General features: G+C 38.7%; 29 protein-coding genes. 20 read left to right on the top strand and 9 right to left on the bottom strand.

Annotated features, from left to right (window positions below; genetic code table 11):
• The first annotated feature begins 300 nt into the window (after positions 1–300).
• From AC4NPH_RS21440 to moaA, 3 genes are all read left to right on the top strand, one after another.
• Entirely contained in the window at positions 301–645 is a 345-nt protein-coding gene (locus tag AC4NPH_RS21440) for a Na-translocating system protein MpsC family protein (RefSeq protein WP_013059689.1), read from the top strand.
• A gap of 66 nt (positions 646–711) precedes the next feature.
• Positions 712–1,458 (top strand): formate dehydrogenase accessory sulfurtransferase FdhD, encoded by a 747-nt coding sequence (gene fdhD, locus AC4NPH_RS21435; protein ID WP_371388474.1) that lies wholly within the window; start codon positions 712–714, stop codon positions 1,456–1,458.
• A 46-nt stretch (positions 1,459–1,504) separates the two neighbouring features.
• Complete coding sequence (gene moaA / locus AC4NPH_RS21430) at positions 1,505–2,521, top strand: GTP 3',8-cyclase MoaA (protein ID WP_013059687.1); 1,017 nt, start codon at positions 1,505–1,507, stop codon at positions 2,519–2,521.
• Between the two features lie 12 nt (positions 2,522–2,533).
• Here the strand turns inward: moaA and mobA are convergent, their stop codons facing one another.
• Positions 2,534–3,103 (bottom strand): molybdenum cofactor guanylyltransferase, encoded by a 570-nt coding sequence (gene mobA, locus AC4NPH_RS21425; RefSeq protein ID WP_029319293.1) that lies wholly within the window; start codon positions 3,101–3,103, stop codon positions 2,534–2,536.
• 161 nt (positions 3,104–3,264) lie between these two features.
• Between mobA and AC4NPH_RS21420 the strand changes: the two genes are divergently transcribed.
• The 5 genes from AC4NPH_RS21420 to moaD are packed head-to-tail and all read left to right on the top strand — an operon-like array spanning position 3,265 to position 6,776.
• Positions 3,265–4,281, top strand: coding sequence for a molybdopterin-synthase adenylyltransferase MoeB (locus AC4NPH_RS21420; RefSeq protein ID WP_013059685.1), 1,017 nt, complete (start codon positions 3,265–3,267; stop codon positions 4,279–4,281).
• 17 nt (positions 4,282–4,298) lie between these two features.
• Entirely contained in the window at positions 4,299–5,564 is a 1,266-nt protein-coding gene (locus AC4NPH_RS21415) for a molybdopterin molybdotransferase MoeA (protein ID WP_013059684.1), read from the top strand.
• Positions 5,552–6,079, top strand: coding sequence for a molybdopterin-guanine dinucleotide biosynthesis protein B (gene mobB / locus AC4NPH_RS21410; RefSeq protein ID WP_013059683.1), 528 nt, complete (start codon positions 5,552–5,554; stop codon positions 6,077–6,079). The genes AC4NPH_RS21415 and mobB overlap by 13 nt, the downstream gene beginning before the upstream one ends.
• Complete coding sequence (locus tag AC4NPH_RS21405) at positions 6,076–6,540, top strand: molybdenum cofactor biosynthesis protein MoaE (protein WP_013059682.1); 465 nt, start codon at positions 6,076–6,078, stop codon at positions 6,538–6,540. The genes mobB and AC4NPH_RS21405 overlap by 4 nt, the downstream gene beginning before the upstream one ends.
• 2 nt (positions 6,541–6,542) lie before the next feature.
• Positions 6,543–6,776, top strand: a complete 234-nt coding sequence (gene moaD, locus AC4NPH_RS21400; RefSeq protein WP_013059681.1) for a molybdopterin converting factor subunit 1 — start codon at positions 6,543–6,545, stop codon at positions 6,774–6,776.
• A gap of 33 nt (positions 6,777–6,809) precedes the next feature.
• On the opposite strand, the gene AC4NPH_RS21395 is transcribed toward moaD, so the two are convergent.
• From AC4NPH_RS21395 to AC4NPH_RS21385, 3 genes are all read right to left on the bottom strand, one after another.
• Entirely contained in the window at positions 6,810–7,451 is a 642-nt protein-coding gene (locus AC4NPH_RS21395; protein ID WP_013059680.1) for a nitroreductase family protein, read from the bottom strand.
• 27 nt (positions 7,452–7,478) lie between these two features.
• Positions 7,479–7,916 carry a MarR family winged helix-turn-helix transcriptional regulator gene (locus AC4NPH_RS21390; protein WP_013085370.1) on the bottom strand — a complete coding sequence of 146 codons (438 nt, stop codon included), beginning with the start codon at positions 7,914–7,916 and terminating at the stop codon, positions 7,479–7,481.
• 406 nt (positions 7,917–8,322) lie between these two features.
• Positions 8,323–8,949 (bottom strand): undecaprenyl-diphosphatase, encoded by a 627-nt coding sequence (locus AC4NPH_RS21385; protein ID WP_029319284.1) that lies wholly within the window; start codon positions 8,947–8,949, stop codon positions 8,323–8,325.
• Between the two features lie 162 nt (positions 8,950–9,111).
• Between AC4NPH_RS21385 and AC4NPH_RS21380 the strand changes: the two genes are divergently transcribed.
• The 4 genes from AC4NPH_RS21380 (at position 9,112) to AC4NPH_RS21365 (ending at position 13,225) form a co-directional block, all read left to right on the top strand.
• Positions 9,112–10,239, top strand: coding sequence for an MGDG synthase family glycosyltransferase (locus AC4NPH_RS21380; RefSeq protein WP_013059677.1), 1,128 nt, complete (start codon positions 9,112–9,114; stop codon positions 10,237–10,239).
• A 158-nt stretch (positions 10,240–10,397) separates the two neighbouring features.
• Positions 10,398–11,123, top strand: a complete 726-nt coding sequence (locus AC4NPH_RS21375; protein WP_013059676.1) for a response regulator transcription factor — start codon at positions 10,398–10,400, stop codon at positions 11,121–11,123.
• The gene (locus AC4NPH_RS21370; protein WP_013059675.1) at positions 11,101–12,456 is read left to right on the top strand and encodes a sensor histidine kinase; all 1,356 of its coding nucleotides are present in this window, start codon (positions 11,101–11,103) and stop codon (positions 12,454–12,456) included. The genes AC4NPH_RS21375 and AC4NPH_RS21370 overlap by 23 nt, the downstream gene beginning before the upstream one ends.
• Before the next feature lie 142 nt (positions 12,457–12,598).
• Complete coding sequence (locus AC4NPH_RS21365; RefSeq protein WP_013059674.1) at positions 12,599–13,225, top strand: FMN-dependent NADH-azoreductase; 627 nt, start codon at positions 12,599–12,601, stop codon at positions 13,223–13,225.
• A 191-nt stretch (positions 13,226–13,416) separates the two neighbouring features.
• On the opposite strand, the gene AC4NPH_RS21360 is transcribed toward AC4NPH_RS21365, so the two are convergent.
• On the bottom strand, positions 13,417–14,619 hold the full coding sequence (locus AC4NPH_RS21360; protein WP_063670673.1) for an MFS transporter: 1,203 nt from the start codon (positions 14,617–14,619) through the stop codon (positions 13,417–13,419).
• Between the two features lie 129 nt (positions 14,620–14,748).
• A complete protein-coding gene (locus AC4NPH_RS21355) occupies positions 14,749–15,171 on the bottom strand; it encodes an SDR family oxidoreductase (RefSeq protein WP_491938921.1) in 423 nt (140 codons plus the stop codon).
• 171 nt (positions 15,172–15,342) lie between these two features.
• Here AC4NPH_RS21355 and AC4NPH_RS21350 point away from each other — a divergent pair, with 171 nt between their 5' ends.
• Complete coding sequence (locus tag AC4NPH_RS21350) at positions 15,343–15,927, top strand: DUF502 domain-containing protein (protein ID WP_013059671.1); 585 nt, start codon at positions 15,343–15,345, stop codon at positions 15,925–15,927.
• Positions 15,928–15,951: 24 nt separating this feature from the next.
• Here the strand turns inward: AC4NPH_RS21350 and AC4NPH_RS21345 are convergent, their stop codons facing one another.
• Complete coding sequence (locus tag AC4NPH_RS21345; RefSeq protein WP_029319268.1) at positions 15,952–16,824, bottom strand: TetR/AcrR family transcriptional regulator; 873 nt, start codon at positions 16,822–16,824, stop codon at positions 15,952–15,954.
• Positions 16,825–17,093: 269 nt separating this feature from the next.
• On the opposite strand from AC4NPH_RS21345, the gene AC4NPH_RS21340 reads away from it, so the two are divergent.
• Both AC4NPH_RS21340 and AC4NPH_RS21335 read left to right on the top strand, forming a co-directional pair.
• A complete protein-coding gene (locus AC4NPH_RS21340; protein ID WP_013059669.1) occupies positions 17,094–20,204 on the top strand; it encodes an efflux RND transporter permease subunit in 3,111 nt (1,036 codons plus the stop codon).
• A 36-nt stretch (positions 20,205–20,240) separates the two neighbouring features.
• Entirely contained in the window at positions 20,241–20,378 is a 138-nt protein-coding gene (locus AC4NPH_RS21335) for a hypothetical protein (RefSeq protein WP_014457868.1), read from the top strand.
• Positions 20,379–20,412: 34 nt separating this feature from the next.
• Here AC4NPH_RS21335 and AC4NPH_RS21330 read toward each other — a convergent pair whose 3' ends face one another.
• Together AC4NPH_RS21330 and AC4NPH_RS21325 are read right to left on the bottom strand one after the other, a co-directional pair.
• The gene (locus AC4NPH_RS21330) at positions 20,413–20,586 is read right to left on the bottom strand and encodes a YozQ family protein (RefSeq protein ID WP_013085357.1); all 174 of its coding nucleotides are present in this window, start codon (positions 20,584–20,586) and stop codon (positions 20,413–20,415) included.
• A 111-nt stretch (positions 20,587–20,697) separates the two neighbouring features.
• Positions 20,698–21,684 (bottom strand): ABC transporter substrate-binding protein, encoded by a 987-nt coding sequence (locus AC4NPH_RS21325; RefSeq protein ID WP_081252119.1) that lies wholly within the window; start codon positions 21,682–21,684, stop codon positions 20,698–20,700.
• Between the two features lie 179 nt (positions 21,685–21,863).
• On the opposite strand from AC4NPH_RS21325, the gene AC4NPH_RS21320 reads away from it, so the two are divergent.
• From AC4NPH_RS21320 to AC4NPH_RS21300, 5 genes are read left to right on the top strand one after another with little or no spacing between them, the layout of a single operon-like run.
• Positions 21,864–22,868, top strand: coding sequence for a FecCD family ABC transporter permease (locus AC4NPH_RS21320; protein ID WP_013059666.1), 1,005 nt, complete (start codon positions 21,864–21,866; stop codon positions 22,866–22,868).
• Positions 22,865–23,914 carry a FecCD family ABC transporter permease gene (locus tag AC4NPH_RS21315; protein ID WP_013059665.1) on the top strand — a complete coding sequence of 350 codons (1,050 nt, stop codon included), beginning with the start codon at positions 22,865–22,867 and terminating at the stop codon, positions 23,912–23,914. Before AC4NPH_RS21320 ends, AC4NPH_RS21315 begins: the two co-directional genes overlap by 4 nt.
• Positions 23,915–23,940: 26 nt before the next feature.
• On the top strand, positions 23,941–24,768 hold the full coding sequence (locus AC4NPH_RS21310; protein ID WP_013059664.1) for an ABC transporter ATP-binding protein: 828 nt from the start codon (positions 23,941–23,943) through the stop codon (positions 24,766–24,768).
• A complete protein-coding gene (locus AC4NPH_RS21305; RefSeq protein WP_013059663.1) occupies positions 24,758–25,528 on the top strand; it encodes an IucA/IucC family C-terminal-domain containing protein in 771 nt (256 codons plus the stop codon). The genes AC4NPH_RS21310 and AC4NPH_RS21305 overlap by 11 nt, the downstream gene beginning before the upstream one ends.
• Positions 25,521–25,778 (top strand): YusU family protein, encoded by a 258-nt coding sequence (locus tag AC4NPH_RS21300; RefSeq protein ID WP_013059662.1) that lies wholly within the window; start codon positions 25,521–25,523, stop codon positions 25,776–25,778. Before AC4NPH_RS21305 ends, AC4NPH_RS21300 begins: the two co-directional genes overlap by 8 nt.
• Positions 25,779–25,841: the final 63 nt, after the last annotated feature.

Here is a 25,841-nt window from a genome sequence, read left to right as displayed (position 1 = left end):
GTGCAATCATGGTGGAATAGTTTACTAGCAGGTCTTACTAATATGCCAATCCGGCCCATTTATATCGTTAAGAAAAAGTGATAGAGTAATAACAATTCATTATTATTATTATTCCATCTCGGTTATTTATAATTATATCGCTACGTTTTTAAATGCACAACTTTTTTAAATACCCAACTCTCTTCAAAAGTTTTGCTGCAAAGATTTTAGGCTTTTATTTTTTGAAGTGTTGATTTATGATAAAAAAACTGTAGGAATAAAATGCACAATTTAATTTTAATCGGTGGGAGAGCGTTGATTATGTCAAAAACTATTCATGAATTTAATGATATTATTCGGAAGCTTCGAAAAGATTTATTTGGAAAAGGACCGGAAAGAATACATACGGTTTTTGTTGAAAATATGGCTGTCTCAACACTGTATGGAAATTTAACTCCGACAGAAACATTTATTGCAAGCACTTCTGAAGGATGTGACATGGTTCATCTAGCTCGAACAAAAATGATCCAAGATGTATATGCATCGAATCCGCCGGAAGGGCTAGAAGAATTGGTAGGAGCAAAGTTGGTTAATTTATTTTCAGATATGAAAATAAAAGAGAATATAGCGGTTTCCGTATTCGTTTTTGATAAAAACATTATTTAAAAAAGGAGACATCACATGAACTCGACCGTTAAGAAGCGTACAGTTCTTAGATTTAAAAATGGTCAAATGGAAAGCGTGGAAGATAAAATTGTAACGGAGTTTCCTGTGACTGTGAAAATTAATGAAGAAGAGTTTGTCACGATGGTATGTAGCCCACAATACATTGAAGATATGGTAATTGGCTATTTAGCATCTGAAGGGGTTATTCGAGCATACACAGACATTAAAAACATATGGGTTCAAGAAAAAGAAGGGTATGTTCATGTTACAATAGATAAATTAAACCCGTATTTTCAAAACCTTCAAAATAAACGATATATCACGTCTTGCTGCGGGGCGAGCAGACAAGGGTTTGTCTTTATAAATGATGCGCTGACTGCTAAAAAAATGAACGGTATATCGGTAGAACTTTCAATTAAGGATTGTTTTCAATTGATGAATAAGCTGCAGCAATCTGCTGCTACGTTTCAAGAAACGGGTGGCGTTCATAACGCTGCTATTTGTGATAAAAATGGCTTTATGCTTAGCAGAATGGACATTGGTAGGCATAATGCTCTAGATAAACTATACGGGTATTGCTTAAAACACCATATTTCAATTAGAGATAAAGTAGTCGTTTTCAGCGGCCGTATTTCTTCAGAAATTTTGTTGAAAGTAGCGAAGATCGGGTGTGAAGTGGTTCTTTCAAAATCTGCCCCGACTGAACTTGCTTTAAATCTAGCAGAAGAATTGGGAATTACAACGGTAGGGTTTATTCGAAATGATTCGTTGAATATTTATACATGCCCGGAAAGAATTTTAAGAGAGAGTTAATCTGCTGTGGAGAAGCTGACAGCTAGAGAGAGGAGAGATGAAGCAGATGTCATACGCTATAGTTGATACTTTAAAGCGTCCTTTACGAGACTTGCGTTTGTCAGTAACAGATCGCTGTAACTTTCGCTGTCGATATTGTATGCCTGAAGAAATTTTTGGGGCAGACTATCCATTTTTACCTGCCGAAAACATTCTTTCGTTTGATGAATTAGAGAGACTCACTAGATTATTCGCATTGCTAGGAGTAAAAAAAGTGCGTATAACGGGAGGAGAGCCGCTGCTAAGAAAAGGCTTGCCAGATCTAATCAATCGTCTGAAGCAAATTGAGGGTATAGATGATATTGCCATAACAACAAACGGCTCACTGTTAAAGAAGCATGCAGAAGCCTTATCAAAAGCGGGATTATCAAGAGTAACCGTTAGCTTAGACTCGCTTGATGAAGTGAGATTTCAAGAGTTGAATGGAAACCGAGGAAGCGTAAAACGAGTATTAGAAGGAATAGAAGCAGCAGCTCTTGCAGGGATTTCAGTCAAAATAAACATGGTTGTCCAAAAAGGCAAGAATGAGCAGGATATTCTTCGGATGGCTCAATATTTTAAAGACAAAAAACATACGCTGCGTTTTATTGAATATATGGATGTGGGAAATTCAAACGGATGGAAAATGGATGAGGTTATAACAAAGAAACAAATTCTTGATATAGTTGGAAAAGAAATGCCTCTTGAAGAAATTCCACCTCATTATACGGGAGAAGTAGCCACCAGGTATCGATACGTCGGGACAGAAGAGGAAATTGGTATCATTTCATCTGTCACAGATTCATTCTGTTCCACTTGTTCACGCGCAAGAGTATCGGCTGAAGGAAAGCTCTATACCTGTTTGTTCGCGTCAAAAGGATATGACCTCCGCACACTGATACGGTCAGAAGCCTCTGATCATACTGTTTGTGACACCATTTCTGATATCTGGAATCATCGGAAAGATCGGTACTCAGACGAACGAGCTAATGGAAGACAGGTCCAAGACGCTGAAAAAGTGGAAATGTCTCATATTGGTGGATAATTCAAAAAAGCTTTATACATGCCAATCACTGCGATGATTCACATTTATAAAAGTGGGATCTTCTGCTGAAAAAGGCACGCGAAGGACGTTTGTCTGATTCAACAATTGCGTAAGCCTTCTTTCACCTTGTGTAACGAGTTGTTCAATAAGAGGAAGCGTTCTACGGTGATAGAGTGCTAGAAGCGGGTGAATGTGATCAGGCTGAACAGGAAGAACAATGTCAGGTGAGTCCGTTTGAGTCAGTGTGATCATGTGATGAACAAACTCAGCATTAATAAAAGGAATATCGCAAGAAAGAATAAAGAACCATTCAGCGCAACAATCGATCGCAGTTAAAGCGTGATGAATTGCATACAAAGGACCTTGATACGGGCATTTTTCAACTGCAAATGCAACATCCTTTCTTTGAAAATAAGGGAGTAAATCTTGGTTGGTAGACACAAGTATAGGTGTGACGTGATTTTCTTTTAGTGCATCTATACTATATTCGTAAAATGATTTCTTGTTATAGGTTTCAAACATTTTTGGTTGACCGTAGCGAGAAGATTTTCCTCCTGCTAATACAATGCCGGCAATGGACATTTATTAAATACCTCCATCAAAACATATTTGTATATTTATGCAAAAAAGCCTCCGTAAAGCAGCGTAGCTTTATGTGTATAATAGCATGTTTTTAAAGAAATATCTTTGACGAAGGAATAGATAGTGAAGTCAGAGATTGAATGAGAAAGGAAGAGAAAAGAGTGACAGAACGTTATTCACGTCAGCAGCTTTTCCAGCCCGTTGGAAACAAAGGGCAGCAGCAAATTAGAAGTAAGCATGTTTTAGTTGTAGGTGCAGGGGCTCTTGGCAGCGCTAGCGCAGAAGCCCTCGTGCGTGCTGGAATTGGAAAATTGACTCTTGTAGATCGTGATTATGTAGAATGGAGTAATCTACAGCGTCAGCAGCTTTATACAGAACAAGATGCGCAAAACAAACTACCTAAAGCTGTAGCAGCAAAAAATCGTCTGCGTCAAATAAATACGGAAGTGAAGATTGAAGCGCTGGTGATGGATGCTCAGCCTGCTAATTTAGAAAGTATCGTCCAAACAGCTGATGTAATCATCGATGCGACAGACAACTTCGACATCCGTTTTATTTTAAATGATTTGTCACATAAGTATGAAGTTCCATGGATATACGGCTCATGTGTAGGGAGTTATGGCGCCACTTATACCGTTATCCCAAATGTAACCCCTTGTCTGCACTGCATATTGAAAAAAGTGCCTGTCGGAGGAGCAACCTGTGAGACAGCAGGAATCATTAGTCCCGCTGTTCAAATTGTGGCAGCCTATCAAATAACCGAAGCATTAAAAATTTTAGTCGAAGATGTTGAAGCTTTGCGCCACACATTTCTAACCTTTGACGTCTGGAATAATCAGCATGCTGAATTTAAGACGGGCAAAATGAAAAGTGATAAATGTTCTTCTTGCGGATCGACCCAAACATATCCGTACTTAGCGTATGAAAATCAGCTTAAAACAGAAGTTCTGTGCGGCAGAGAGACGGTTCAAATCAGACCCTCGCAGCGCCATTTGTACAACTTCGATGAATTGGAAAAACGGTTAAAAAAACAGGGGAAAGTGGACCGCAATCCATATCTTCTGTCATGTCAGCTTCCAGAGCAGCGCTTTGTAATTTTTCAAGATGGCCGTGTATTTATTCATGGAACGAATGATATTCAATTTGCGAGAAGCTTATATTATCGTTTACTAGGATGAGTAAAGGAGTGAAAAGAATGAGAGAAAAGCGAACTCCTATTCCTGTCGGAGAATGCGTTGGACGAGTGATGCCGTATGCAAAAAACAGAAAGCAAGAAATCATTGCGCTTGAAGAAGCTCACGGCAGATTTTTAGCTGAAGATTTAATAGCAGATCATGATATTCCTGCTTTTGATCGTTCTCCATATGATGGTTTTGCCGTTCGGTCGCAAGATACGAAAGAAGCATCATCACTTCATCCAGTAGAACTGGCTGTTCGAGGAGAAATAGGAGCAGGTTCTGTTTTTGAACATACAGTCAGCGCGATGCAGGCTGTGCGTATTATGACAGGAGCTCCTATTCCCAAAGGCTGCGATGCGGTTGCCATGCTTGAAGTAACAAAAGAATATACAAAAGACAATCAGCCGATCGTTCAAATCAAGCGTTCGTTTAACAGCGGAGATAACATTTCTTTTCAAGGAGAAGAAACAACAAAAGGAACTGTGTTAGCTTCGAAAGGAACGTATATCACTCCGGGAGTAGCTGCTCTTTTAGCCACATTTGGCTATAGTAACGTAGCTGTCTTCAAAAAACCTGTAGTTGGATTACTTGCAACTGGAAGTGAACTAGTGGAAGTGAGTGATCCTGTTGAACGGGGCAAAATTCGTAATAGCAATGCTCATATGCTGCGTGCGCAAATTGAAAAAGCTGGAGGCGAAGTGAACTATTTTGGTATTATGCCTGATGATTTAAGTCAGTGCTACAATGCGGTAAAAGCTGCACTATCAGAAGTGGACATGCTGATTACAACGGGCGGCGTTTCAGTAGGAGACTATGATTATCTACCAGATGTGTATAAACAATTACAAGCCGAAGTTCTTTTTAATAAAATAGCGATGAGACCAGGCAGTGTAACAACGGTTGCTCGTATGGAAGAAAAGCTTTTATTTGGCCTCTCGGGAAATCCCACAGCGTGCTATGTCGGTTTTGAACTTCTGGCTCGTCCGGTAATCAGTACATATGCGGGTAAAAGAACCCCTCATCTTCGGAAAGAAAAAGCTTTGTTAGGAAAGGACTTCTTAAAGCCAAATCCTTTTATGCGATTTGTATCTGGGAGGCTTTCATACAGGGAAGGACAGCTGATTGCTTCTCCATTAAGCTTTACAAAATCTAGTGCTGTTTCTTCTTTAGCTCATGCGGATACGTTAATTATATTTCCTGGAGGGACGAGAGGATACAAAGAAGGAATGCTGGTTGACGTCTTATTGCTAGATGACGTGCGGGGAAGTGAATGGCCTTGGTAGCTTGTTGTACCGTTTTACAAGTAGTTGGATTTCAAAACAGCGGAAAAACTACTTTAGTGGAAAAGCTAATTAAAAGAGCGAAACAATTCAATCTATGTGTAGGTTCTATTAAGCACCATGGACACGGCGGACCTCCAGACAGCAGCAGTGAGCTAAAAGACAGTCATCGCCACCAGCAAGCAGGTGCCAATGTGGCAGGTGTAGAGGGAGGTGGAATCCTTCAGCTTACGGCAGATAGTAAAGATTGGAGCCTAAAAAAGCTGATTGATTTTTATCAATTTTTCTCGCCAGATGTCATTTTTGTTGAAGGATATAAAAAAGAACCCTATCCAAAAGCAGTCTTGATTCGAAGTGAAGAAGATCTTGTTCTGCTTTCCTCTCTAACCAATATTATATGCGTGATTAGCCACGTTCCGCTTAAAAAAGAAGTGCAGCGAGCATATCCAATATTTCACTTACAAGAAGACGAGCATTATCTTAATTTTTTATTGAAAGAAGTGGGGGAAAGAAGATGAACCAGCACTTATTTGAAGTAGTAAATCAGCCAATTGCCGTAGATGAAATAATTAAAAAAGTTTCTAGAAGAGACGCGGGAGCTATTACGACATTTATTGGAACGGTAAGAGAATTTACAAAAGGCAAGAAGACGCTCTCTCTTGAATATCAAGCCTATGTGCCAATGGCAGTGAAAATGCTTAGCCAAATTGGTGACGAAATTCAGGAAAAGTGGCCCGATGCTTTGACAGCTATTACTCATCGAATCGGGAAGCTTGATATAACAGAAGTCGCAGTAGTTATTGCCGTTTCTTCTCCGCATCGCAAAACAGCTTATGAAGCAAACGAGTATGCTATTGAACGTATTAAGCAAATTGTGCCAATTTGGAAAAAGGAATTTTGGGAAGACGGAACAAAATGGATTGGAGATCAGTTAGAAACGAAAGAATATCCTGAAGGAAAGCCAATGAAGGAGATGTAAAAATGATTAACGTCTTATTTTTCGCTGCTATACGTGAAGAGGCTGGAGTGGAACAAGTAACAGTTGATAAACAAGATATAACAGTGAAGGAATTAAAGGAATATGTGCAAGAAACGTATAAGCTGTCCTCTCTGAAGCAAACGATGACCGCAGTCAACGAAGAGTTTGTAACAGATGAAGAAACCATTGGAACGGGAGATACCGTCGCATTTATTCCGCCCGTTAGTGGAGGATAAAAAAAGGTGCTGAATATACAGCACCTTTTTTTATTATCTAAATTGAGCTACTTTTTCGATTGGTAAACGTACAGACGGGTAACCGCTATTTGCTGCTTTGCCGATTGAAAGTAACATAACCGGTGCATAGCGCTCTTTGTCTAAACCGAATGCTTCGGCAATTTGATCTTTTTCATAACCGCCAATAGCGTTTGTATCATAACCGTGAGCACGTGCAGCAAGCATTAACTGCATGGATACTAAACCGCCGTCAATTAATACTGTTTCTTTATTTAATTCTTCAGAAGCAGCTGCGTAGTGCGCTTTGATTTTAGGAATTTGCATGTCTCTAATTTCTTGTGGCATATAGCCTAGTTCAACAGCTTTATCGTAAATTTCATCTAAATTTTCTTCACTTTTTAAATCGCCGAATATCGCAATAACAGCTGCTGATGTTTCTACTTGTGATTGATTAAATTTAGCAAGCGGAGCTAATGTTGCTTTTCCTTCAGGGCTATCAATTACTAGAAAGCGCCAAGGCTGTGCATTAACAGAAGATGGAGCTAGCGTCGCTTCTGTTAAAATTTCTTTCATTTCTTCACGGCTGATTTTGACAGATGGGTCGTAATAACGAATAGATCTGCGCCCTGTAATAATATCTTGGAAATCATTGTTTAGTGTTTTTGTTTGTGTCATGATGAACTCTCCTTTATGTTAAAAATGTTATGACCGTTCAATGGCCGAAATGTTTACTTTTAAACGCTCGAGCATTTTGGAAAGCAGCAGCTGTTCTTCTTCGCTGAAATCTTTAAATGCTTCATCAATAAAGCGAGCTTTTTCGTTTCGAAATGCACCGATTTTTTCATGTCCGCTTTTCGTAAGCTTTACAAATGTTACGCGGTTGTCATCAGGGTTTTTACGGCGTGATACAACATCTCTTTCTTCGAGCTGCTTTAAATGCCTTGTAATTGCAGCATTGTCAATGTTTACTTGCTGTTGAAGCGCCTTTTGACTCATTTCACCTGTTTCATAAAGCTGATGTAAAATATCAAGACGTGATTGGCTAACACCGGTACAATGCTCAAACTTTTGATTAATTTGTTTATTAACTTCTTGCAGAGCATACAGAACATTTGCTTTTTCAGAACATGAATGTGACAAGAAAGTCGCTCCCTTTTTCTATGATATTTATAGATGGATTAATATTTGATACATCAATGTTTGATACATCAACTAATATAAAATAAATAAAAGTGAAAGTCAAGAAAGTGAACGTTGGTTTTTAAAAATAATAAAAAAAGAGGCTGAGACGTAACGAAATGAATCCCATCCAAAGGCGAATAATCTGGATATATAATCTGGACTGCTTGCTCGACCGCAGTTGATTTCCGTGCAAGGCTTCGCTTTCCGCGGGCGTCCCGTGAGCCTTGCCCTCCAATCAACTGCTGGAAGGAACGAAACAGATAAAATCTACGTTCACCATAACAAAAAAAACGAACCACTAATCAAACTGTTTGATTAGTGGTTCGTTTTTCACTTCAGCTAAACTATTTTTGTCTCAGCCTCTTTAAGCTGAATGATTTTTTTTGCTAATTTGTTCATGCGTATAGGGAGATAGAAACGGAATACGCTTGATAATCAAATCGTGAATCCAGAATAATCGCTGAATAAGAGGAGCTGTTTTAGCTGAAACGTATATAATAAAGCATCCGATAGCTCCCGCAATCACCATGCCTCCAAGTACATCTGCTGGATAGTGAACGCCTACGTAAATACGTGAAAGGCCCGAAATGACAGCCCATATAAAAATGATGCTTCTCCATTTGTTTTTTCGTAACCACATGATCCAAGCAGCAGAAAAGACTAAAATCGAATGATCACTCACAAAAGATGAATTAGCCGGGTGCGGAATCAGCTTATGAACGTGATGAGTCACAAACGGACGCGGGTGGTAATACACCAGGTGAATGACTTCATTGATACATAGCGAAAGTACAATTGTAAACAACATGTATAAAGCCGTATAACGGTGATAAATTGTTCTTTCTGTTTTTCCGCTAAACCAAAGCAAAAGCAAACAAGCCATTATAAAATAAGGAACGCTATTCGTGATGATAATCATTACAGAATCCATTGCGCTGGATTTACCAGCAAACGAGTTAATCCATTGAAATACTTCGTAATTAAGGTTCATTTGTTTTCTCCTTATGCAGTACTTTTCACTCTTAGTTTAGATTGACACTCTAAAAAAACAATGAATTTCACATTAAAAATCAATTAAAATCCAAAATTTAAGGGCATTTAATGATATAAAAAGGAGAGGAAGAAACTGCTTTTAGAATAGGAGATGAAACAGTTGAAAAAGGTTTTATTTTTACCTCTTCTAAAAATGCCTTCTGGCCATCATCAAGTGGCAGAGGCGTTAATGGATATATTGGAAAGAAGAACAACAAATATTTGTTATAAAAAAATAGATTTATTAAGCTATACAAACGAACTATTAGAAAAAGTGGTCACAGGCACATATTTGAAATGGATTCGTTATGCTCCAGAAACGTACAATATGGCATACAAACATCTCTTTTATGAACCGCCTGTTCATTCATTCAAATGGTATCATCACGTATTCGCAAAAAAAATGGAGCACTTAGTTAAAGAAGAAAATCCGGATTTAATTATATGCACACATGGGTTTCCTTCTTATTTGCTCAGTCAATTAAAAGCAAAAGGCAAGTGCGATGTACCTATTATAAATGTCTACACGGATTTCTTTATTAATAATTTATGGGGAAAAGAAGAGATTGATTTTCACTTTCTCCCTAGTGAAGAAGTAAAAAAAGGACTTCGTGCTCAAAGTGAAATTCCACTTCAAAATATGATGGTCACAGGAATACCGGTACATGAAGAAATAACAAAAACAAGAACATTTAAGCATCCTGGTAACCGAAATATTTTAATTGCTGGAGGCAGCAGCGGCTTAGGCAATATTATGGATTTCTACAATGATTTAAAAGATGCGCGCCATTTTCATTACTTTGTCTTATGCGGCAAAAATCAAAAGTTATATGAAGAAATCAAGGGATGGGAATTACAGCACGTTACACCAATTCCGTACATTTCATCACGCACAGAAATGAATGAACTGTATGAACGAGTGGATGCTATTGTAACAAAGCCAGGTGGTATAACGGTCAGTGAAGCTCTTCGCAAGAATTTACCGATTTTTGTTCATTCTGCTTTACCAGGTCAAGAAGAAGTGAATTTACGCTATTTAACAGAACGAAACTTAGTTCAAGAACTAAAGGCGGATCAATCGTTAGAAAGTCAGCTGCAGGCAGTGCTGCAGGATGCTGATAAAATGAGCACATTATATAACGCGATTGCTGCTTACCATAAAGAAATCGAAGCACAAACGCCTGAAGAACTTTTAGCAGTAGTCAATTGGATTTTAGGTGAAAAGCAAACGATTGGTCTTCATGCGTAAAACATTCATGTTTACAAACAATAAGGATAAGCTAAAAGACAAGTATGTTGAAAAAGTAGGGTTTAGATAAAAAAACAAACATCTTTTGAAAAAGGTGTTGTTTTTTTATCTAAAGAAGCTATTCTTTCACTTAAGACATGTGGTGAGAGGTGTATAACATGAAAGAGAAAATTTTAATTGTGGAAGATGAAGCGCAAATTGCGAAAGTGTTAAAGATTGAATTGGAATTTGAAGATTATGAAGTAGATGTTGAGTACGACGGGAAAGCGGGGTTAGAGACGGCAACATCGGCTCAATATGACCTCATTTTGCTAGACGTGATGCTTCCAAGTCTGAGCGGTATTGAGGTGTTAAGAAGACTTCGGAAAGCGGAAGTATTTACGCCAGTTATTTTATTAACTGCCAGAAATACGACGCTGGATAAGGTAATGGGCTTAGACCAAGGAGCTAATGATTATGTTACAAAACCGTTTGAAATTGAAGAACTGTTAGCACGGGTTCGCTCTTGTATTCGCTATCGTTCGCTCGTAGAAGCATCAGGAACGAAAGAAGCTGAAGCGGAGCTCTTAACGATCAGTGATTTGACCATTAATCTTGAAACAAGGGAAGTCCTAAGAAACAATGAATCCATTACGTTGACACCGAAAGAGTATGATTTAGTCGTGTATTTGCTTACGAACAAAAATAAAATTGTCACGAGAGAAGGAATTCTCACAAACGTTTGGGGCTATGAATATGAAGGAGAAACAAACGTAATTGATGTGTATATTCGCCACTTAAGAAAAAAAGTAGATGAAGGTTTTTCTACTTCTCTCATTCATACGGTGCGGGGCGTAGGATATATGATGAAAGAGGAGAAACATGAAGATCACGACGAAGATTAATTTGCTGACAACAGCATGGCTAGTGGTTATTTTATTAATCATGAACATCGTTGTTTTTTTCTCCTTTACTAAATCTACGGTGAATATGGAACAGGACATTTTATTCGAAAAAGCACGCGAGATTATTCAAAAAGGTCAACAAGATCATTCCGTGGAGCTCTCGCCAGAGTTACTAAAATTTTATTTGACCAACCATTCATTTATCCGAACAGTCTCAGAAAATTCTACGGTCATTAACCAAGTATCAAATGATCCTCATCTGGTGAAAATTAAGCCCGAATTTTCAAAGAAAAAAAAGGTGAAGCTTCGCAAAATCAGAGAAAAGCAAGTATTGGTTATTCGCATGCCTGTCAAAGTCAATAATCAAGTCGTTGAAACGCTGGAAATTGGTGAGCTCCTGACTGGTTTTGAAACCCGTAAAGATATTTTGCTATCAATTTTGATTTTTTGTTCGCTTGTGTCCATTTTACTGTCTCTTTTAGGAGGAAGATGGTTATCACGCGTCATTATGCATCCTATTAAAAATATGGTCACAACGATGAAAGAGATTGAAGAGAGCGGTGTTCCTAAAAAAGTCCTCATTCAAACGGAAACGAGAGATGAACTGCAGGGTATGACCGTTACCTTTAATCATATGATTGACCGCTTGCGAGAAAATATTGAAAAGCAAAACCAGTTTGTTTCCGATGCTTCTCATGAATTAAAAACCCCTCTAACCGTTATTCGCAGTTATTCTAATTTATTAAGAAGAAGAGGGATTAAAAATGAAGAAATTACGCTGGATGCGATCGACACCATCTATGCGGAAGCAACCAAAATGCAAAAAATGATTGAAACGCTGCTTGATCTGGCAAGTGTGGAAAAAGAACAAACGCTTGATATGAAGCAAACAGATCTTGTTCTTATTTTTGAACAAATCGTTAAGCAGCTGCAGCAGGTATACAAAAGAGAATTAGTTCTTCATTATGATCAAACGCCCATTATGATTGAAGTGGATGAACTGAAAATGAAGCAAGTGTTGATTATTTTGCTTGATAATGCAATTAAATACAGTACGGATAAAATTGAAGTGACCGTTGAAAAAGAGCAGGAAGATGTCATTATCAAAGTAAAAGACTATGGAATTGGCATTCCAAAAGAAGATCTTGCACATATTTTTGAACGCTTCTATCGAGTTGATAAAGCTAGAAGCAGAGCTACGGGAGGAACGGGGCTTGGACTATCGATTGCACAAACTATTGTCCGTCAGCACAAGGGCGAGATTTTTATTAAAAGTGAAGAAGAACAAGGCACGGAAGTTGTTATTCATCTTCCCATTTCATCTACAAACTGAGAAAGCCGCCGTTAGGCGGCTTTTGTGTGATTATATGATTTTTCTCCGACTAAAGTATGAAGGTATTTCATTACAAAGTCGTTCGAAATGCAAGAAAAAAGCGAATAAGATAAGAGTATCAACAATCAGTGGAGGTTTTAGTATGAGTTATACTCTTTTTATAAAAGCAAATGACAGATCGACAAGTGAAGCCGTAAGCGTGAAACTATATGATGCGTTTTTAGAAAGCTACAAACAATCGCATCCAGGTGAAGAAATAATAGAATTGAATCTGTTCAAAGAAGAACTTCCTTATTTAGATGCAGACATGATAAACGGTCAGTTTAAATTAGCAAGAGGATTAGAAGTGACAGCAGCGGAAAATAAAGCAGCAGAAATTGCGAATCATTACTTAGAACAATTTGTGAAAGCTGATAAAATTGTCATTGCTTTTCCGCTTTGGAATTTTACTGTGCCGGCCGTGCTTCATACGTACTTTGATTATTTAAATCAAGCAGGCAAAACGTTTAAGTATACGCCAGAAGGTCCTGTGGGATTACTAGGCGATAAAAAGGTGATGTTATTAAATGCACGAGGTGGAGTATATTCAGAAGGTCCGTCAGCCGCTGTCGAAATGGCCGTTAAATATGTCAGCAGCATACTTCAATTCTTTGGCATCACAAAGGTGAACTCTGTTATTATTGAAGGGCATAATCAATTTCCAGATCGTGCTCAACAAATTATTAAAAGCGGCCTAGAACAAGCAGTACAAGCAGCCAAAACATTTTAAATAACAGTAGTAAAAGCCAGGCTTACAAAGTCTGGCTTCTTTATATTTCTATTGTATACTTTTAAAAATATAACCGGTAAAACGAGATTAGAAATAGCTGCTCATTATGATATCAAAGTGGAGGTAAATAAAGAAGGTTTAGTAGGAAATAAATAATAAGCAAAAAAAGACGCTCTAAAAGAGCGTCTTTTTTATGCGAGCTGCTTTTGTTTAGTTTCTTTTCCTAGAAAAACAACCGAAATGACACCAATCAAAATAGCTGCACAAAAGATTGAGAACGTAACGGTTAAAGACGTACCTTGCGTTGACATATATCCAACTAACAGCGGCCCTAAAATTCCTCCAATTCGTCCAAAAGAAGCGGCCATTCCAGCTCCTGTGCCTCGGATAGATGTCGGATATTGCTCAGGTGTATACGCGTATAAAGCTCCCCAAGCGCCCAAATTGAAGAAAGACAGCAGCATACCTGCTGTTAGCAGCAGCCAAAGTGACTCCGCATTTCCAAAGATATATGCGCTGGCAGCAGTACCTAACAAATAAGTAACCAATACGAATTTTCGGCCCATGCGTTCAATAAACCAAGCAGCCGTATAGTAGCCAGGCAGTTGAGCTAATGTCATAATCAATACATATTCAAAGCTTTTAATTAAGCTAAACCCTTTAATGACCATGACGCTAGGTAACCATAAAAACATGCCATAATATGAAAATACAACGCAAAACCACAGAACCCACAGCATAATCGTAGATTGGCGATAAGGCTTAGACCACACGCTTTTTACATTGTCCGCAATCGACGTTTTCTTTTCCTTTGTTGCTTTTACAAACTGAGGAGAATCCGGCAGTTTAATGCGCAAATAAATGGCATAAAACGCTGGAATAGCGGTTAGGATAAGCGCTAGCTGCCACCCGTAAGCTGGGATTACAAAGTAAGAAATAAGCGCTGCCAATAGCCAGCCAAACGCCCAAAAACTTTCTAACAAGACGACCACTTTACCGCGTTTTTCCGGCGCCACGGTCTCAGAAACAAGTGTAGAAGCAACAGGAAGCTCTCCTCCTAAACCCATTCCAATTAAAAATCGAAATACTAAAAAAGCAGCAAGTGTAGTAGTAAGAGCTGAAAGGCCGCTTGCTACTGAAAAAAGAACAAGGGTAACAATAAAAACGGTTTTTCGCCCAATTCGATCAGCCAGCAATCCAAACACCAAAGCTCCAACGGCCATTCCGATAGAATTGACGCTGCCTATCCAACTCATTTCAGTAGGGGAAAGCCCCCATTCAGCGTGAAGAGCTGCAATGATAAAAGACAAAATGCCAACATCCATCGCATCGAAGAGCCATCCTAGTCCTGCGATGCCAAGAAGCTGACGTTCTGATAATTGTTTTGTTTTCATGTCTTCCTCCTAGAAGCAAAGAATTTTGCTTTAAGTTTACACCTGTCTTGACATAATGTCACGTCTATTTTAAAGAAAAAATTCAAACGGAAAAGCTCCATACCTAATGGTATAGAGCTAGCTTTATTCTCACATTTTATCGTAAAGCATTTTTCCAGGCCATGTATAAGCCATATGACCGCCGTCTAACGTAATGCAATCACCTGTTACATATGAGATATCATCGGATGCTAAAAATAATACCGCACCTGCTACTTCTTCCGGCTTGCCTAGACGGCCCATCGGATCAACCCATTCATAAGCTTTTCCAAATTTCTTTTCAATTTCCGCTGCGAACTCTTTTACTTTTTCTTCTTCAGTTACATCGATATAGTAGGCGTATGCTTCACCTTCAGCATTTTTAATTTCTTGTGCTACTTTTTTCACACCGTCTACATTAATATCGGCACAAATAACAACCGCGCCTTCTTTTGCAAAGCGTTCAGCGGTTGCTTTTCCTATGTCAGATCTTGACCCTTTAATAACAGCAATTTTTGATTCTAGACGTCCCAATTGTATCCCTCCGAAAAAATAAGTATATAAGTATGCATGTTCATGTACCCATCCATTATTTTGATAAAAAGTTGCTAGCTTATACATATGTGAATAAAAATAAAGAGACGCAGATAAGGCAAATCCATTGTATAATGAACAGCAGTATGTCAGAAAAAATGAGGTGTTTGCATGAAAGCAATCATAAAAAGTTTTATTAATGGACTCTTAACGATTGTCCCTATTATCCTTGTTATTTATATTTTGGTAAGAGTGTTTAATTTTTTAGATAGCATTTTAGGGAACGTATTGAAGCCCTATATGAAGCAGGATTACATACCTGGTATTGGAATCTTAGCGACTCTTGTTTTAATTACGTTATTAGGGTGGTTATCTACTCGTTTTTTTACGGGGAAAATTATTAACTTAATTGACCGGTTGTTAGAAAGAATACCGCTTGTTAAAACGCTATATACCGTCATTAAAGATACGTTTCAATCTTTTCTTGGAGAGAAAAAGTCCTTTTCAAAAGTAGTTTTAGTGACGATGCCCGGCACGTCAATGAAAGTCATAGGGTTTGTGACCTCTGAAGAAGTAGAAGAGGTGATTCACTCGTTAAAAGACCATTTCGCCGTCTATGTTCCACAAACTTTTCAAGTAGCTGGTTTTACTTTTTTGATTCCAAAAGAAGAAATTGAATGGTTAGATATTAAGCCGGAAGAAGCAATGAAGTTCGTGTTATCTGGGGGAGTATCTAGTTCAAAAGCAGAAAAATAACAGAAGGCTTGTTGAAGCCTTCTGTTATTTTTGTTGGAGTAAGGCTGTTAAAAGATTAAGCGGTTCTTCCAACGATTTAAGTTCCGTTAAATTTCCAACCATGCCTTTTACAATAGCAGCGGTAGGCTTATCTTTTTTTAGCTCCGTTTGTAAAATGTGAAAGCTGTCTGCGTACTCATCAGAAATATGATCGCTGGTGTCTAGCAGATGTTTAATTTCCTCAAGAGCTTGTTTTACCTGCTCATTTTTACTTAGAAAAGTCGTTCGTTCCTTTCCGTATATATCTTCACCAAAAGAAGCGGGAATAAGGGGACGAGGTTTTCTAGCTAATAAATCTTCTACTAACACATCAACTCGGTCCATTATGTACTGTGCTACTTCTTTAAAGGTAAGCTCGAATTGATTGAAGATAATAATTTCTAAAAAGGAATGATGAATACCTTCAATCATTTTCGTTAAATCCGAGATATAAGGAGTTACGTCTTCTCCATATACGCTAACGAGGCTTTTGCGATGAAAGTAAAACGTTTCTCGTTGCATTTTATGAACAAAGGTCTCCACTTCTTTGTTAAATGGAATAGATTTTTCACGAATTTGCATGATAATAAAATCTCTGTGCTCCGTAATAAATTCATAGAAATAGATGAGCTGATTCATATAGCGGCTGCGGGCATCGTTTACTTCCTCGTCGAGAGCATAAACAGAGCTAAAGAGCTTTTCATAGTAAAAGTTTAGAATTGATAATAGAAGTGCATCCTTAGATTTGAAGTGCAGGTAAAATGCACCTTTTGAAATGTTGCATTCATCTACAATTTCTTGCACAGAGGTAGCATTAAATCCTTTTTTGGCAAAAAGCTTAATCGAAGCTTCAATTATTCTCTTTTCTTTTTCTTTCATGTATTCTACCTCCTTTATTGAACAATTTAGCCATTCATTTCGTTAGATAATAGTATCATACACCAAAAAAGATAAAGGTATATATCAAAGTTAAAACCGGGAGTCAGTTCCTTTAAAAAACGATTTATCGTAAATATGTCTTTATTATGAACATGTTAGGAGAGAGCCTGCTTAGGGTTGACACTGACCGGTTAGTCATTTATATTTTAAGTTGTTGTGACCGATCAGTCAATTTTATTAGTATACATATATTTGAAGGAGGATATGCATTGGGGAAGTTTATTAAATTTTCATTGAAAAATAAATTTGCAGTATGGCTGTTAACACTCTTTGTCATTATTGCAGGGCTGTATTCAGGGTTTAATATGAAACTAGAGACCATTCCTGATATTTCAACGCCTGTTGTAACAGTCACTGCAACTTATCCGGGAGCCACTCCGGAACAAGTGGCAGATAAGGTGAGTAAGCCGATTGAACAAAAGCTTCAGGGACTGAGCGGCGTTGAGACAGTTAGCTCATCTTCTTATGAAAATATGGCTACTATTCAAGTTGAATATAGCTTTAGTAAAGATATGGAGAAGGCAGAAGACGAAGTTAGAAGAGCTCTTTCAAACGTAGATCTGCCAGATGATGTAGAGGAACCAAATGTTTCAAGACAAAGCATTAGTGATTTTCCGATTATTTCATTAAGCGTTTCAGATGATAAAAAATCATTAGAAGAATTAACGAAGTATGTAAAAAATACCGTTGTTCCACAAGTTGAAAAAGTGCAAGGGATTTCTTCGGTCAGTGTGTCAGGAGAACAAGTTGAAGAAGCAGAACTTGTATTCAAACAAGACAAGCTCAAGCAGCTGGGACTCGATGAAGATACGGTGAAAAAGCTTATCCAAGCATCTGATGCAAAAGTGCCGGCTGGTACGTATACGATGGATGGATCTCAAAAATCTGTTGTGGTAGACGGAAAGATGACAGCAGAAAAAGATTTGGAAAACTTAGAGATTCCAGCTGTTCCTAGTCAAGGAGCTGCTCAAGATCAGCAACAAGGAATGAGCCAGCAGCAGACACAAGGAGCCGTGCAGCAGGCGCCGTCCGCAGCTTCTATTCCAACTGTGAAATTAAAAGAAATTGCGGATATTAAAGTGACGGGGAAAGCAGAATCTATTTCTCGCACGAACGGAAAACCTTCAATTGCTGTACAAGTTGTCAAAGCGAAGGATGCGAACACAGTAAATGTTGTAAATGATATTAAAGAAAAAATGAATAGCCTAGAAAAGAAAAATAAAGACCTTCACGTTGACAATATTTTTGATCAAGGTAAACCGATTGAAGATTCTGTTCATACGATGCTAAATAAAGCTATTATCGGTGCGGTCTTTGCGGTTATTATTATTCTTTTATTTTTACGTGATATTCGTTCAACGATTATTGCCGTTATTTCGATTCCGCTTTCGTTATTAATCGCCATTTTAGCGCTCAAATCAATGGATATCTCTTTAAATATTATGACGCTTGGAGCGATGACTGTAGCCATCGGAAGGGTTGTAGATGATTCCATTGTCGTTATTGAAAATATTTACCGCCGCATGGCTTATCAGGAAGAAAAGCTTAAAGGAAAAGATTTAATTGTCGCGGCGACGAAAGAGATGTTTGTTCCAATTTTCTCTTCTACAATCGTAACCGTGGCCGTATTCTTACCGTTAGGTCTAGTAGAAGGACCGGTAGGAGAGCTATTCTTACCGTTTGCGTTAACCGTTGTTTTTGCACTGTTAGCATCACTGCTAGTAGCGGTAACACTCGTGCCAATGCTTGCTCATTCGTTATTTAAAACAAATGTAAAAGTAAAAGAAGAAAAACCAAGCAAACTAGCGCACGGATATAAGCGAATTTTGAACTGGACGCTAAACCATAAGCTTATTTCCTTTGGGTTAGCCGTACTACTGTTAGTAGGAAGTTTATTCTTAGTTCCTTCTATTGGCGTGAGCTTCTTATCATCCGATCAAGAAAAAACGCTGACGCTTACGTATACACCGAAAGCCGGACAGTCTCAAAGCGACGTAGAAAAAGCAGCAAATCGCGCAGAAGCGTACTTGATGAAGCGAGATGGTGTCAAAACGGTTCAGTATTCGTTCGGTGAAGGTAACTCTTTTAATCCGGGAAGCAAAAATAACGTTTTAACATTTGTGCAATATGACGAGGATACACAAAACTTTGATAAAGAGCAGGATAAAGTATTAAAAGCTCTTAATAAACAAGCGAATCAAGGTGAATGGGGCTCAATGAATACGGCGTCTAGCGGCAGCAATAATTCATTAAACGTCCTTATTTACGGAGATAGCTTAGATGAAATCAAACCTTATGCTGATAAAGTTCAGCATGTTTTAGAAAAGCATAAAGAACTGAAAAATGTCGATTCTACGCTTTCAGATACGTTTGATGAATATACGCTAGTACCGAATCAAAAGAAAGCCGCTGAACTGGGCTTGTCTGCTAGTCAAATCGGCATGCAAATTTCGAACCTTGGACAGCGTGAAGTATTAACGACTATCCAAAAAGACGGAAACGAAATTAACGTATACCTTCCAAAAGAAAAAGAGGATTTCTCTACTTTTGCCGAACTTTCAAGCACAAAAGTGACCTCTCAAACTGGACAGGAAGTTACATTAAATGAAGTTGTCGATATTAAAAAGGGTAAAACATCGAATACGGTAACTCGCCGTGATAATAAAATTTATGCAGAGGTAAGTGCCGATATTAAGAGTGACGATGTAGGCGGCGTTTCTTCTAACGTCCAAAAAGAAGTGAAGAAAATTGATTTGCCAAGTGATATGGATATTAACTTTGGCGGAGCATCAGAGCAAATTAATGACTCATTTAGTCAATTAGGAATTGCTATGCTCGCAGCCATCGGTATCGTGTACTTCGTACTAGTACTGACATTTGGTGGAGGGCTAGCACCATTTGCTATCTTATTCTCACTTCCATTTACACTCATCGGTGCACTAGTGGCGCTTTTAATCTCTGGAGAAACGATCAGCATTTCTTCGATGATTGGAGCTCTTATGCTGATTGGAATTGTGGTAACAAATGCAATTGTGCTGATTGACCGCGTGATTCATAAAGAGCAAGAGGGTCTGTCGACGCGTGAAGCGTTACTAGAAGCTGGAATGACACGTCTTCGCCCGATCTTAATGACAGCTATTGCAACGATTGGTGCACTGCTTCCATTAGCTTTTGGATTTGAAGGTGGAGGCCTTATTTCAAAAGGGCTAGGGGTTACGGTAATCGGAGGACTAACAAGTTCTACGCTGCTTACGCTCATTATCGTTCCAATTGTCTATGAGTTTTTTATGAAGTTTAAGCGCAAAAAAGTAAAAAAATAGAAGCAAAACAAATTTCCGCTTTTGAGGTGAATAGCGATGAAGTCAATTGATAAACTAATGAAACAGCTGATTCAACAAGGAATTAAAGCAAAGAAAGTAACGATTGATAAATCAAAGCGCCAGCAGTGGATGTCCATGTCATTGCCTAAAACGGCATGGCAGCATTCAAAATAAAAAAAGAGCTGACTTAGAGTCAGCTCTTTTTTTATTAACGATCTGTATCTTCAAATGATCCTTCTTGATAGGCGTCGCTTACTTGCTCATGTGTTTCTGCTAGACCTTGTGAGAGTGCATCTTGTCGGTTATAATCTTCTGTTTCGAACTGACGGTCAGCCATTTCATTTGTATCAGGCTGCTTTTTAGGCTGTTTTTTTGAATTCATTTTCACCACTCCTATTTAATAAAGTGAGACCACGGTTAGTGTGCGATGAAAGGAAATACATTATACATGCAAAAAGAGCTTCGATTGGTCGAAGCTCTTTCTTTCATATTATTATTGTTTTTTATCTAAGAAGATTTTTTCAATATCATCAAGTACGATATTAGCTGCTAACACACCGCCTGCTGTATTCCAAGTAGCATCATCTACTTTATGAACATGGTCTTCTTGAGCTACTTTTAACTTTTTGAAAAGCGGATCGTTTATCCATTCTTTTTCAAGCTTTGTTGCTTCGCCGTCTCCCGTTTCATAAGAGAAGTAGAATAGCTGATCGCCGTCCATTGCCGGAATGCGTTCTTTTGTTGCATTCATTTCAGCAAAATCATTTTTGTCTTGAGATTCAGGGCGAGCAAAGCCAAGCTGATCTAAAATAACGCCTGAGAACGAATCTTTATGATAGATACGAACGTCTCCAGCTGTAAAGCGTACAACTGAGATTTTTTGTTTTAACTGATTACCAAGACGTTTCTTTAAATCAGCTACGCGATTGTCGTAGTCCGCTAATACTTCTTTACCTTTTTCTTCTTTATTTACAGCTTTTGCATATAGCTTAAAGTTTGATTTCCAGTCTCCGCGCAGTTCTTCAGAGAAGACAGTCGGAGCAATTTGACTCAGCTGATCGTATACTTTTTCTTGGCGCATTTTATTTCCGATAATCAAGTCAGGTTTTAAAGCTGCGATTGCTTCTAAGCTTGGCTCGCTTTCTGTACCTACACTTTTAACGCCTTTCATCTGACCTTTAATATGGTCATACCACGGATTTCCTAACCATGATTGAACAGCACCCACAGGCTTTACACCCATTGCAAGAAGAGCTTCAGTACCTTCGTTTGTTAAAACGACCACTCGTTTAGGTGTTCCTTTAATCTCTGTTTTATCCATTGCGTGTTTTACTGTATAAGTTTCGCCAGAACCTTCCGTTTTTTCTTTTTTATCGCCGTCAGCGCTGTTTGAATTACCGCAGGCTGCCAGCACAAGCAGTGTCATAATGGTAAGAATGGATAACAAATATGACAACTTGCCTTTAGAATATGTATTCACATCTCTTCCCCCTCTTGAGTGATAATGATTTTCATTAACAATTAAGATAATATTCTAACTTTTAAGCGGTGTCAATTAAAAATTGAAAATGATTCTCAAAATCATTGACACTTTTTTCAATGTTTCCTAAACTAAAGGTTAGATATATATAGGAATCATCTTAGAGGAGAGCAATGAAAATGATGCTACGCAGTGTTCAAATGAAAGTAATGGGGCTCATCATTGGAATCATGCTGCTTTTAATCTGTATTGGATTAAGTATCGTACTCGGATACACAGATACAAGTATCAAGACAGCATTTGAAGCTTTTCAAGCGTTTAACGGTTCGAATGAGCACATAGTTATTCAAAATATTCGATTGCCGCGCGCTATAATCGGTGCTGTGGTAGGTATTTGTTTAGGAATTGCAGGAGCAATGATGCAGGCGTTAACGAAAAACCCACTTGCTTCACCGGATATTATTGGTGTGAACGCTGGGGCCAGCTTTTTTATTGTTGTTGCAGTGATGATTTTTTCGGTCAATTCACTTCAAGCTTTTACATGGATTGCATTTGTAGGAGCGGCATTAACCGTAGTGGTTGTCTATTTTCTTGGGTCCATCGGAAAAGAAGGATTAACGCCTATTAAATTGACGCTCGCAGGAGCGGCTATTGCAGCCTTTTTCTCTTCTTTAACACAAGGACTGCTGGCTGTGGATGAATCTTCACTTGATCAAGTTCTCTTTTGGCTGGCTGGATCTGTGCAAGGACGCAAGGTGGAAATGCTGTATGGCATACTGCCTTATATAGTACCAGCAATCATTGTCACGTTTTTTATCGCTTCAAAAATTAATATTTTAACGATTGGTGAAGATGTAGCTAAAGGATTAGGTCAAAGAACGGCTCTTGTCAAAATTATAAGCGGCATCATTATTGCCATTTTAGCTGGTGGAGCCGTTGCAGTAGCCGGTCCGATCAGCTTTGTCGGAATTATTGTTCCTCATGTTGTAAGAGCAATTGTAGGACAAGATTATCGTTGGGTATTTCCCTATAGTGCGGTTGCCGGCGGGATCTTAATTTTATTAGCCGATGTTGCGGCCAGGTATGTCATTATGCCTCAAGAAATCCCTGTTGGAGTCATGACTGCTGTTATTGGTACACCTTTCTTTATCTATATGGCAAGGAAAGGGGCAAAGGCGTCATGAAAACATACTTATCTCTTCGCTTAAAGAGAATTTCATTTTTGGTTAACATAAAAGCAGCTCTGATCATTATTGGATTTTCAGCTGCACTTGTTGCTCTCTTTTTATTGAGTGCAGGTACGGGTGACTTATTTATTAATCCACTTCGTGTGATTAAAATTTTAGCGGGTCATGGATTGGAGTTTGAACGATTAGTTGTTACATCTTTCAGACTTCCACGCATTATTGTTGCCATTTGTGCCGGTATTTGCCTAGCTATTGCAGGCGCTATCTTGCAGGGGCTTGTGAGAAATCCGCTTGCTTCACCAGACTTAATTGGATTAACAGGAGGAGCGTCAGTCGGTGTAGTGTTATTTTTGACACTATTTAGTGATAAAAGCAACTCGTTAACCGTAAGTATTAATTGGATGCCTGTTAGCGCATTTTTAGGTGCAGTGGCAGTGGCGCTTTTACTTTATGTGTTTGCCTGGAAAAATGGCGTCTCTCCTATTACACTAGTATTAATAGGAATTGGATTAACAGCGTTAACGAAAGCTATGACCACGCTGTTTATGATTATGGGTCCTATCTATCGCGCTAGTCAGGCAAATATTTGGATCACAGGAACGGTGTATGGCTCAAATTGGGCCAGTGTTTCCATACTAGTTCCTGTTACAATAGGGCTAGTTATAATCACGATTTTAATGATTCGAAATTTAAATGTTCAAGAATTAGGTGAAGAAATTGCGACTAACGTTGGAAGTCGCGTTCAAAAAAATCGTTTGGCACTATTGCTGATGAGTACAGCTTTAACAGGAAGCGCCGTTGCATTTGCCGGCGGAATTAGCTTTGTAGGATTGCTTGCTCCACATATTGCCCGAAAGCTGGTAGGTTCTTCATTCGGAGCTTTAATACCGCTATCGGCATTAATCGGAGCAATCTTAATCACAGCAGCAGATTTAATTGGCCGAACATTTTTCTTGCCAATCGAAGTGCCAGCAGGTGTATTTACAGCTGCAATTGGCGCACCGTACTTCATTTATTTACTATACAAACAAAGAAACGTATAGCATTCTTTGTAGAAGGAGCGATTCGCATGCATTCGTTAGAAACAAAATCGCTAACATTATCATATGGAGAAGCGATGATTATAGATGAGCTTGACGTTACCATCCCAAAGGGTGAGATTACGGTTTTTATCGGCAGTAATGGATGCGGAAAATCTACGCTGCTGCGTTCACTAGCAAGATTATTAAAGCCACATGCCGGCTCTATTTTACTAGAAGGCTCTAAAATTTCCTCTCTTCCGACAAAGGAAATTGCAAAGCAGCTAGCAATCCTTCCGCAAGGTCCTGTTGCACCTGAAGGGTTGACAGTGCTTCAGCTTGTTAAACAAGGGCGCTATCCGTATCAAAATTGGTTCCGTCAGTGGTCTCAAGAAGATGAAGAAAAAGTACAAAATGCACTCGAAGCAACAGGGTTAGCAGACTTGGCTGATCGTCAAGTTGATTCGCTTTCTGGAGGACAGCGTCAGCGCGCATGGATTGCTATGACATTAGCACAAGATACGGATATTATTTTACTTGATGAACCGACAACGTATTTAGATATGACGCATCAAATTGAGATCTTGGACTTGTTGTTTGAACTGAATGAAAAAGAAAATCGTACCATCGTAATGGTGCTGCATGATTTAAACTTAGCCTGCCGCTATGCTCATCATATTGTGGCGCTTCAAGATAAAAAAATCTATGCACAGGGAAGACCAGAAGAAGTCATTAACTGCGATTTAGTACAGCGAGTCTTTAATATGAACTGTGAAGTGACGGTGGATCCGTTATTTGGAACGCCTCTTTGTATTCCTCATGGGCGCGGACGATGTATTGTGAATAAGCTGCGCGTTGAAACGCAGCATGCTCAATAAGAAAGAGCAAAGCGAGTTAGCAGAAAAATTCCGCTGTACGTTTAAAGATAACTCGCTGTATAGGTTGTCTCCCTCCAGCTGCATGGACGAAAGCACGCTGAGGATGCAGCTGCTGTGGATTCAACAGACGATGGAGGCTGATAACTTGAGAGCAGCTGCTTCCATGTTAGCGAAGCGGTATAGCTTTGTTGTGGTGGCGGCTTTGTATTCATTTATTGTGTTTCAAAAAAAGATAAACGCATCGACTAAAAATGTTTCGTTGCATACAGAAGACGCTGAAACGATGTGGCTCCCAAAAGTGTTTATCTCAGAAATTGAGACGAAAGAAGTAACAGAGGACAATCGGAAAATTCTTCTTGATGAACTTCTTGATGAATTGTTTGCTCATCACATTGAGCCGATATGGTCATCGCTGCGTAAAGTGACAAAAATCTCGAAGCTGACTCTATGGGAAAACGTAGCTGTTTATATCCACTGGCTTTATGATTTGCTTTTGGCAAATGAAGAAATAGAAAATGTGCAAGTACAAAAGAATTTACGATACGTGTTGGAAGAAGCTGAGGGTCATCACTTTGGTTCATACCATCATAATCCGTTTGCTAGGTACAGTTCACTTCCTCCATATGTAGAGAAGCAAAAGCAGGAGATAAGAGGTCGGCAAACGTGCTGTTTGTCTTACCAAACAGGAGATAAAAAGACTTATTGTCGAACGTGTCCGGTTATTTGTAAACCAAAGAAAGGAGTGATTGTGCATGAGTAAAACCTTTCAAGAGCAATTCGACGGTTTGATTGAAAAGTATACGGAACTAATGGTTGGTCAAAGTGACGAACAGCTGCAGGAAAAAGTGAAAATGTGGGCACTTTACAACCATATCTCAAAATCCATGCCGCCTTTAACAAAGCATTGGAATCAATTATATCCAGAAGCAAAAGCGGAAATGGTCGAGATTGTGAAGGAAATAAAAGAGCTGAATGAAGCGCATCGAGCGTCACAGCGAAAACCAGAATAAAAACATTCATCACAAAGCTGATGGATGTTTTTTTATCAAAAAGCTCTCGGTCGCTTTTTGATT

Source organism: Priestia sp. MDV22-iso46 (assembly GCF_058629175.1).
The sequence above is the reverse complement of the archived record's forward strand: the minus strand, read 5'-3'. Positions and strand labels throughout refer to the sequence as shown.